This window comes from Chitinimonas sp., from assembly GCF_036568685.1.
Classification (GTDB): Bacteria; Pseudomonadota; Gammaproteobacteria; order Burkholderiales; family Chitinimonadaceae; genus Chitinimonas.
Window position 1 is genome coordinate 24,045 of the sequence record NZ_DATCSC010000007.1, and the last position, 8,428, is coordinate 32,472.

Annotated in this window: 9 protein-coding genes; 7 read left to right on the forward strand and 2 right to left on the reverse strand. The window is 63.8% G+C overall.

All coding sequences use genetic code 11. The features are described 5' to 3' along the window. Positions 1-43: 43 nt before the first annotated feature. Entirely contained in the window at positions 44-1,594 is a 1,551-nt protein-coding gene (gene xylG, locus VIM95_RS01190; protein WP_331981875.1) for a D-xylose ABC transporter ATP-binding protein, read from the forward strand. Further along, the gene (locus tag VIM95_RS01195) at positions 1,587-2,786 is read left to right on the forward strand and encodes a sugar ABC transporter permease (RefSeq protein WP_331981878.1); all 1,200 of its coding nucleotides are present in this window, start codon (positions 1,587-1,589) and stop codon (positions 2,784-2,786) included. Before xylG ends, VIM95_RS01195 begins: the two co-directional genes overlap by 8 nt. Before the next feature lie 81 nt (positions 2,787-2,867). Here the strand turns inward: VIM95_RS01195 and VIM95_RS01200 are convergent, their stop codons facing one another. Beyond that, positions 2,868-3,740: a LysR family transcriptional regulator gene (locus tag VIM95_RS01200; RefSeq protein WP_331981881.1), complete on the reverse strand. Its 873-nt coding sequence runs from the start codon at positions 3,738-3,740 to the stop codon at positions 2,868-2,870. A gap of 105 nt (positions 3,741-3,845) precedes the next feature. On the opposite strand from VIM95_RS01200, the gene VIM95_RS01205 reads away from it, so the two are divergent. The 4 genes from VIM95_RS01205 (at position 3,846) to VIM95_RS01220 (ending at position 7,090) form a co-directional block, all read left to right on the forward strand. Next, complete coding sequence (locus tag VIM95_RS01205; RefSeq protein WP_331981884.1) at positions 3,846-4,598, forward strand: CTP synthase C-terminal region-related (seleno)protein; 753 nt, start codon at positions 3,846-3,848, stop codon at positions 4,596-4,598. Continuing rightward, positions 4,595-4,924 (forward strand): antibiotic biosynthesis monooxygenase, encoded by a 330-nt coding sequence (locus VIM95_RS01210; protein WP_331981887.1) that lies wholly within the window; start codon positions 4,595-4,597, stop codon positions 4,922-4,924. The genes VIM95_RS01205 and VIM95_RS01210 overlap by 4 nt, the downstream gene beginning before the upstream one ends. 72 nt (positions 4,925-4,996) lie before the next feature. Continuing rightward, the gene (locus VIM95_RS01215; protein WP_331981890.1) at positions 4,997-5,800 is read left to right on the forward strand and encodes a substrate-binding periplasmic protein; all 804 of its coding nucleotides are present in this window, start codon (positions 4,997-4,999) and stop codon (positions 5,798-5,800) included. An 81-nt stretch (positions 5,801-5,881) separates the two neighbouring features. Further along, positions 5,882-7,090 (forward strand): patatin-like phospholipase family protein, encoded by a 1,209-nt coding sequence (locus VIM95_RS01220; RefSeq protein ID WP_331981892.1) that lies wholly within the window; start codon positions 5,882-5,884, stop codon positions 7,088-7,090. On the opposite strand, the gene VIM95_RS01225 is transcribed toward VIM95_RS01220, so the two are convergent. Then, on the reverse strand, positions 7,087-7,842 hold the full coding sequence (locus VIM95_RS01225; protein ID WP_331981895.1) for a substrate-binding periplasmic protein: 756 nt from the start codon (positions 7,840-7,842) through the stop codon (positions 7,087-7,089). The genes VIM95_RS01220 and VIM95_RS01225 overlap by 4 nt on opposite strands. 137 nt (positions 7,843-7,979) lie before the next feature. On the opposite strand from VIM95_RS01225, the gene VIM95_RS01230 reads away from it, so the two are divergent. Next, a partial coding sequence (locus VIM95_RS01230; protein ID WP_331981898.1) for a nucleoid-associated protein occupies positions 7,980-8,428 on the forward strand: 449 nt, incomplete at its 3' end.

Sequence of the window (8,428 nt, forward strand, 5' to 3'; positions counted from 1 at the left end):
GACCAATCGTCTGGTCCCTTGGCTGCAGAGACAAGGTCACAGCATGTCCGAATACCTGCTTGAAATGCGCGGTATCGCCAAGTCCTTTGGCGGTGTGCGCGCGCTCGACGGCATCGATCTCAAGGTACGGCCAGGCGAATGCGTCGGTCTGTGCGGCGAGAACGGCGCCGGCAAGTCCACCCTGATGAAGGTGCTGTCCGGGGTCTACCCGCATGGTGACTGGGAAGGCGAGATCCTCTGGGAGGGCAAGCCGCTCAAGGCGCAATCGGTACGCGATACCGAAGCCGCCGGCATCGTCATCATCCACCAGGAACTGATGCTGGTCCCCCAGCTCTCGGTGGCCGAGAACATCTTCATGGGCAACGAGATCACCCTGCCCGGCGGCCGCATGCACTACGCCGCCATGCACCAGCGTGCCGAGGAGCTGGTGCACCAGCTCAAGATGCCGGAGATGAACGTCGCCCTGCCGGTGATGTACTACGGTGGTGGCCACCAGCAACTGGTCGAGATCGCCAAGGCGCTCAACAAGCAAGCCCGCCTTCTGATCCTGGACGAACCGTCTTCCTCGCTGACCGCGGCCGAGACCGCGGTGCTGCTAGACATCATCCGCGACCTCAAGGCCAAGGGCGTGGCCTGCGTCTATATCTCGCACAAGCTCGACGAGGTGGCGGCAGTCTGCGACACCATCAGCGTGATCCGCGATGGCAGGCATGTGGCCACCGAGCCCATGGCCGAACTGGACGTGGACCGCATCGTCACCCGCATGGTGGGGCGCGAGATCAAGAACCTCTACCCCAAGGTGCCGCACGAGATCGGCGAGGTGCGGCTCGAGGCCCGCAATATCTGCTGCTACGACCCGGAGAACCCCAGCCGGCGGCGGGTGGACGATATCTCCTTCAGCCTGAGGGCCGGTGAGATCCTGGGCATTGCCGGGCTGGTGGGTGCCGGTCGGACTGAGCTCGTATCCACCCTGTTTGGCGCCTACCCCGGCCGCTGGGAGGGGGAGGTACTGCTGGACGGCAAACCGATCGACACCAGCACGCCGCTCAAGGCCATCCGCGCCGGCATCTGCATGGTGCCGGAGGATCGCAAGCAGCATGGCATCGTGCCGGATCTGGGAGTGGGGCAGAACATCAGCCTGTCAGTACTGGAGCGCTTTCGGCGTTTGGGCCGCATCAATGCCGAGGCCGAACTGCATGCCGTCCAGGGCCAGATCGAACGGCTTCGGCTCAAGACCGCCAGCCCCTACCTGCCCATCACCGGACTATCGGGCGGCAACCAGCAAAAGGCCGTGCTGGCCAAGATGCTGCAACCCAAGCCGCGCGTGCTGATCCTCGACGAACCCACCCGTGGCGTGGACGTGGGCGCCAAGTACGAGATCTACAAGCTCATCCTCGAACTGGCCCAGGAAGGCGTGGCCATCATCATGGTCTCGTCCGAGCTGCCTGAGGTACTGGGCATCAGCGACCGCGTGCTGGTGATCGGCGAAGGCCAGCTGCGCGGCGACTTTATCAACGACGGTCTGAGCCAGGAGGCGGTGATGACCGCCGCGCTCACGCCCGTACGCAAGGAATACGGGGTGACCCATGCTTGAAACCGCAGTGGCCCAGCGCAGCCCGGATAGCGCAAACAAAGGATTCTCCATGGACAAGGCCAGGCTCAAGCTCTGGTTGAGCCAGTACAAGATGCTGGCGCTTCTGGTCGCCATCGCCCTGATCTGGGCCTTCTTTGCCTGGAAGACCGATGGTGGCTTTGTTACCCCCCGCAACCTCTCCAACCTGCTCAGGCAGATGTCCATCACCGGCATCCTGGCCTGCGGCATGGTGTTCGTGATCGTTTCCGGCGAGATCGACCTCTCGGTCGGTTCGCTGCTGGGTCTCCTGGGCGGCGTGGCAGCAGTGCTGGACGTGGTCTACAAGGTACCACTACCGCTCAACCTGGCCATCGTGCTGGCGCTGGGCGTGGTGATCGGCCTTTTCAACGGCTACTGGACCGCCTACCTGCGGGTCCCTTCATTTATCGTCGGCCTGGGTGGCATGCTGGCCTTCCGCGGCATCCTGCTCGGCGTGACCGGCGGGTTGACCATCGCCCCGGTCTCGGAGGGTCTGGTCTATATCGGCCAGGGCTATCTGCCGCAGCTCCTGGGCAACCTTCTGGCGCTGGGCGTGTTCGCCATCATGGTGTTCCTGACTGTACGGCAGCGCCAGAACCGCGCCCGCTACAATCTGCCGCTGGCACCGCTATGGCGCGACGTGGCACGGGTGCTGCTGGGTGGCGTGGTACTGTTGGTGTTTATCCGTACCCTCAATGGCTACGACGGCATTCCGGTACCGGTGCTGATCCTCCTGGTCCTGCTCGGCCTCTTCAGCTACACCGCCAGCCAGACGGTATTCGGCCGCCGCATCTACGCCGTGGGCAGCAATATGGAAGCCACCCGGCTCTCTGGCGTGAACGTACAAAGGGTCAAGCTCGCCATCTTTGCGCTCATGGGCTTGATGTGCGCCCTGGCCGGCATCGTCAACACCGCCCGGTTGGCAGCCGGTTCCCCCTCGGCCGGCAATATGAGCGAACTCGACGCCATTGCGGCCTGCTTTATCGGCGGCACCTCCATGCGCGGTGGTTCGGGTACGGTCTACGGCGCGTTGATCGGTGCCCTGGTCATGGCCAGCCTGGATAACGGCATGTCCATGCTGGATGTGGATACCTATTGGCAGATGATCGTGAAGGGCAGCATTCTGGTGTTGGCGGTGTGGGTGGATGTGGTGTCACGCAGTGGGCGTCGCTGATTTCTTAGCTAAAGTTCACGTCAACACGCTGATCATTTGTGATTTAGCGGCGCCAGCCGCTAAGCACCAACCCGCCAAGGCCTACATCGACGGCAACTGCAAATGCCGCACCAACTCCTCAAACAAGGTCGAGACCGACTTGAGTGCCCGACAGTCCGGCCGGGTGAGTAGCCACAGGTCGGTACGACAATCGGCAAGCGGCCCCTCCAGTACCGCCAGCTCGCTACGCTGAGGTAGCAGAAAGCTCGGCAACAGGGCGATGCCCAGGCCAGCGGCGACCAGTTCGGCCGCGGCCAGCATGGTGGAGCAGCGGTAGGCTGGCACCGCGGAGGGCCAACGCTGCTGTCGCCAAAGCGTCGTTGGGTGGTCGGGCAAGCTGTCATCCAGCCCCACCCAGGGTAAGCGGGACCAGTCCGGGTTACCTTCGCCAGCAAGGGCCGCACTCGCGCAAAGATGGTAGGCGACGGTACCGAGCTTACGGCCTACCAGGTGGCTTGGTGGGTCATTGGTCAGACGCAGCGCCAGGTCGGCATCGCGGCGGCTCAGGTTGGCAAAGGCGTTGGAGGTTGTCAGTTCCAGCCGCAGACCGGGGTACTGGGGCATAAAACGTGGCAAGGCAGGCAGCAAGAGGCCGTGCAACACCGAATCGGTGCAGGTCAGCCGCACCGTGCCGCTGATGACCGCTCGGTCCTGCTCGACCGAGAGCTGGGCTGCCTGCAGCGCCTCCTCGGCCCGCTCCGCCTGTTCGGCCAGAGTCCGGGCGATCTCGTTAGGGGCATAGCCTGCGCGGCTTTTCTCGAACAGCGGTGTGCCGAAAGCTTGCTCCAGCCGCCGTACCGCGCGGAACACGGTGGAAACATCCACCTGCAGCAGCGCCGCCCCGCGCGCCAGCGTGCCACCACGCACCATGGCCAGGACAAGCGCCAGATCGGCATGGCTAAGCCTATATTGCACAGACGCAATCACGGCTTGCATTTTCACCAATTTAAATTGCACCAATGCCAATATAAAGTCGCCCTCCTGGTGCTGGCAAGCAGCGCTATTCCCAAGGAGATGAGCATGCCCATCGAAGCCCAAACCGCCCCCCGCCCACTGCGTATTGCGCTGGTCGGTGACTACAACCCGACGGTGACCGCCCATCAGGCCATACCCACCGCCCTGGCCGATGCCGGCCGCGCATTGGCGCTGGATATCCAACCCCGTTGGCTGCCCACCGAGGCGATACGGAGCGAACAGGTGCTGGCCGACTTCGATGGCATCTGGTGCGTGCCAGCCAGCCCCTACCGCAGCATGGAAGGCGCCTTGCTGGCGATCAGTCATGCACGCCGCCATGGCCTGCCCTTTCTCGGCACCTGCGGCGGCTTTCAGCATGCAGTGATCGAATACGCCCGCCACCATCTGGGCTGGCCAGACGCAGAGCATGCAGAGACAGCCCCGCAGGCCGAACGTGCGGTGATCAGCCTCCTGGCCTGCTCGCTGGTGGAAGAGAGCAATGTAGTGTCCTTTGCCCCTGGCTCGCGCATAGCCCGGGCCTACGGCGAGAACTACGCTCGTGAGACCTACCACTGCCGCTACGGGCTCAATCCGCACTTCCGTACCGAGCTGACGCGCGGCCCGCTGCGCGCCACGGCGCAGGACGCAACCGGCGAGGTGCGGGCGGTCGAGCTGGATGACCATCCCTTCTTCGTCGCCACCCTGTTCCAGCCGGAGCGCAGCGCGCTTCTGGGCAAACCAGCACCGCTGGTACAGGCCTTTGCCCGCGCAATCGCCCAGCGTTTGCAAGCCACTGCCCATACCAAGGAATACGCATGATCGCCCCGCTTCCCGAGACACCCTACTACGCCGTGATCTTTACCTCGCTGCGTACCGACGTGACCAAAGGCTACGCAGAAGCCGCCGAGCGCATGCTGGCACTGGCCGCTGAGCAACCGGGCTACCTGGGGGTGGAATCTGCCCGCGGCTCAGATGGCCTAGGTATTACTGTCTCTTACTGGGAGAGCGAGGCGGCCATTGCTGCCTGGAAGCAACAGGCTGAGCACAAGCTGGTGCAGGCACAGGGCATGCGCGAATGGTATGCCGCCTTTGCTACCCGCGTTTGCAAGGTGGAGCGGGCCTACGGCTTCACACGCCGCAACTAGCCAGCCATCAAGCCGTGCCGGGACGGCTTATAGTAGAAGCTACGAGCCCACCATTACCCGGATAACAAAGACATGGTGCACTGGAGGTTGAGGGCAGGCTGCCTGGCGGCAGTGCTGCTGTGTGCGTTGGCCCAGGTCGCCAAGGCAGAGACGTTGACCTTGGCAACCGGGGAGTGGCCCCCCTATACCTCTACCGGACTCAAGCATGGCGGCTTTGCCACCCGCATCGTACGGGAAGCCTTTGAGAGCGAAGGCCTTGAGGTGAAAGTGGTCTACTACCCCTGGGCGCGCGCAGTTGCCCTGGCCGGGCAGCCAGACAGCGGGATCGATGGTGTCTACCCTATCTCCCACTCCAGCGAACGTGAAACGCTGTTCTATTTCAGCCGGCCAGTCGCAACCGGGACCAACGCTTTTTTCCACCTGCGTAGCCGCCCTTTTACCTGGCAGTCTCTGGCTGACCTGAGCGGCGTAACCATAGGTGCCAACGTTGGCTACAGCTATGGTGATGCCTTCCAGGCAGCCGAGCGCAAGAAGGCGTTGCGAGTGGAAAGGGTGGGCGACCCCGCCACCAACTTTCGCAAGCTGCTGGCAGGCCGGCTGGACCTGGTGCTGATGAATGTGGATGAGGCCAAGTACACCCTGGCTATGCAGTTCCCTGCCGATGCCTGGAAAGTGGACTTCCATCCTCGCGTGGTGGTGGCGCAGGACGACTTTCTGGCGGTGGGCCGCCGTCATCCCCGCGCCCGTGAACTGATCGAGACCTTCAACCGCGGCCTGACCCGCTTGCAGGAAGAGGGCAAGCTGGAGCGCTACCTGATGGAATCCCGTCGCGGTGACTACCTGCCAGTCGCCCCACCGTTCGGGGCCGCCCCCTGACCGCCGCCGGATCACCTACACTGCATGGCAAGTTGATTTGCATAGCTGTTGTGCTCTGCAAGGCTAAAGTGAGGACCAGGCGTGGCCAAGAAACCCGAAGCACCATCCGCAGTACCTCAGCGTCAGTTGCAGAGCATCGTCCTGGTGCTACAGGGTGGCGGCGCCCTGGGCGCCTACCAGGCCGGGGTGTATGAGGAACTATCGGGCAGCGAATATTGCCCGGACTGGATCGCCGGGGTTTCGATCGGCGCGATCAACGCCGCCATCATTGCCGGCAATCCACCGGAGCGACGCGTCGCCCGCCTGCGCGAGTTCTGGGAGCGGGTGTCTTCCGGTCTCTTGATCCCCGCCCCTGCCGAGCTGCCCTGGCGCACCGGCTTCAACTGGTTCAGCTCACGGCTTTCGGTCTTCAATGGGATCGAGGGCTTTTACACCCCTCGCCCCGGTGTGGACTTCTTCGGCCCACCCGGACAGCGCACTGCGCTGAGCTTCTACGACAACACACCGCTGCGGCAGACCCTGCTGGACCTGGTGGACTTCGACCTGATCAACCGCCGGCCGGTACGGCTCAGCCTTGGCGCCGTCGACGTACAGACCGGCAACTCGGTCTACTTCGACAACACCCGGCAGGAGATCCGCCCCGAGCACATCATGGCCAGCGGCGCCCTGCCACCGGCCTTCGCTCCGGTGGAGATCGATGGTGCCTACTACTGGGACGGCGGCATCGTCTCCAACACGCCACTGCACTACGTGCTCGACAACCGCTCGGACAAAGACCGCATGGTGCTGCAGGTAGATCTCTTCAGCGCCCGTGGCGATATGCCCACCGACCTCCTGAGCGCCATGGCGCGGCACAAGAACATCATGTATTCCAGCCGTACCCGCTACGGCAGCAGCATGCTCACCCGGCTGCAAAGCCTCAAACGCGCCATCGACAACGTGGTCAAGCACCTGCCGCCCGAGATGCACGAGCACCCAGCGGTGCTGGAGCTGATGAAGCATGCATCGCCGCAGCAGATCGACCTGGTGCAGTTGATCTACCGCCCGGCAGTGCGCGCCCTGCCCTCGGCCGACTATGAATTCTCCCGCGCCTCGGTGCTGGAGCGCTGGGCTACCGGTGCGGCGGACATCCGCTTCTGCATCGAGAACCCGGACTGGCTGCACAAATCCGCCAGCGACGCCGAGGCCGGCGTGAACGTCTACGACCTGCGCAACCCAGATCCCAGCCGCAAACACACCTCTTTCGAAGGCGCCCAGGAACATAAAGCCAACGGATCCAAACCCACCTAGTGGCCGCGCGCCTCGCTGGGCGTAGGGTAGCCGGGCAAGGGGCGCCAGTACTTGGCTTCCAGCATCTTGAGGGTGCCGTCTGCCTTGAGCTTGCGCAGGACAGCGGCGATCTGCAGCGCTACCGGCTGCGGGAACTGTGGCGAAGCGGCGATCCACTGGTCCCAGGCCTCGCCTATGGGCTGCACGCGTAACTCGGCAATGTCGTAACCGGCCTCCTCATAGGTGGTGGGGCCGGTCCAGATATTCACCGCCCAGCCGCCTATGCGCCGGGCCTGCAGCTTGCGGGCGTTGGAATCTGCACTGAGCCCCGCCGTGAGGTTGCCATAGCCCGCCGCCTGCAGGACGTTGAGCACATCCGAGCCATGCAGGTAGCCGATGGGCTTGTCTGCCGTCAGCGGCTGATCACGCAGGGTGAAGATGCCATAGCGCCCCCAACCCATGGGGCTGACCCAGCGGTACTTGGCCTCCCGCTCCGGACTGCGGGTCAGGTTGACGACCAGCCCGGCCGGATCGCCCTGGGCCGAGAGCTGGGCCCGTGGCCAAGGCTGGAACACCCAACGGAAGTGGTGGCCGGTCTCCTGCTCCACCCGCTGCATGATCTCCACATATAAACCCTTGGCCCCTTCGCCATCCGGCGCCACCAGCCGCGAGAAGGTAGTGGTGTAGAGCGTGTAGTCCTCGGCCTGGCCATAGGGCGGCAGGGCCAGGAGCAACAGGCCAAGGGCGCGGCGCATTGCGGTACGGGTGAACATGCTGTGGGCCTGCATGGTTACCTAGCTTGGGGCTGACCAGGCTGCGTATGGGGGTCTATATATTGTTGGCTATTTTGCGCGAGCTCGCCGGGCAGGCGTGGGACAATAGCGGCCAAATCTTCTCTGCCCGTACCGCCATGCAAGTCCTCGAACACCGTATCTCCGACCTCATTGTCCACAAGCTCATCAAGGACCAGCACGGCCCCGCCACGGTGGAGCTGCGTGCCGGCACCCTGCCTATCACCGCCTCTGCCCAGCGGCTGGTGGACCACCTCTGCACCTACTATGCCGAAAAGCTCGGCAAGGGTTATGGCCGTTTCGAGGGTGACGAGGACAACTTCCCGATGGCGCGCTTTGTGCGGCAATACGTGGTGGAGCAAAGCATAGACTTCATCACCTTCGCCCAGCTGATGATGCAGCATTTGCAGATGCGCGCTGACCAGGAACAGCTCGCCAGCGGCGGCTACCTGCTGATCGCCCGTGTGCACAACGGCGCGGCGGATAGCATCGTGGTGGCGCTGATCACCGAGACGGTGGGCTCGGCCATCACCGGCGAGCTCGATATCGTCGACAACCCGCACCTGGA

Coding starts and splice junctions, on each gene's coding strand:
- xylG (WP_331981875.1), top strand. CDS start 44: ATGTCCGAATACCTGCTTGAAATGCGCGGTATCGCCAAGTCCTTTGGC.
- VIM95_RS01195 (WP_331981878.1), top strand. CDS start 1,587: ATGCTTGAAACCGCAGTGGCCCAGCGCAGCCCGGATAGCGCAAACAAA.
- VIM95_RS01205 (WP_331981884.1), top strand. CDS start 3,846: ATGCCCATCGAAGCCCAAACCGCCCCCCGCCCACTGCGTATTGCGCTG.
- VIM95_RS01210 (WP_331981887.1), top strand. CDS start 4,595: ATGATCGCCCCGCTTCCCGAGACACCCTACTACGCCGTGATCTTTACC.
- VIM95_RS01215 (WP_331981890.1), top strand. CDS start 4,997: ATGGTGCACTGGAGGTTGAGGGCAGGCTGCCTGGCGGCAGTGCTGCTG.
- VIM95_RS01225 (WP_331981895.1), bottom strand. CDS start 7,842: ATGTTCACCCGTACCGCAATGCGCCGCGCCCTTGGCCTGTTGCTCCTG.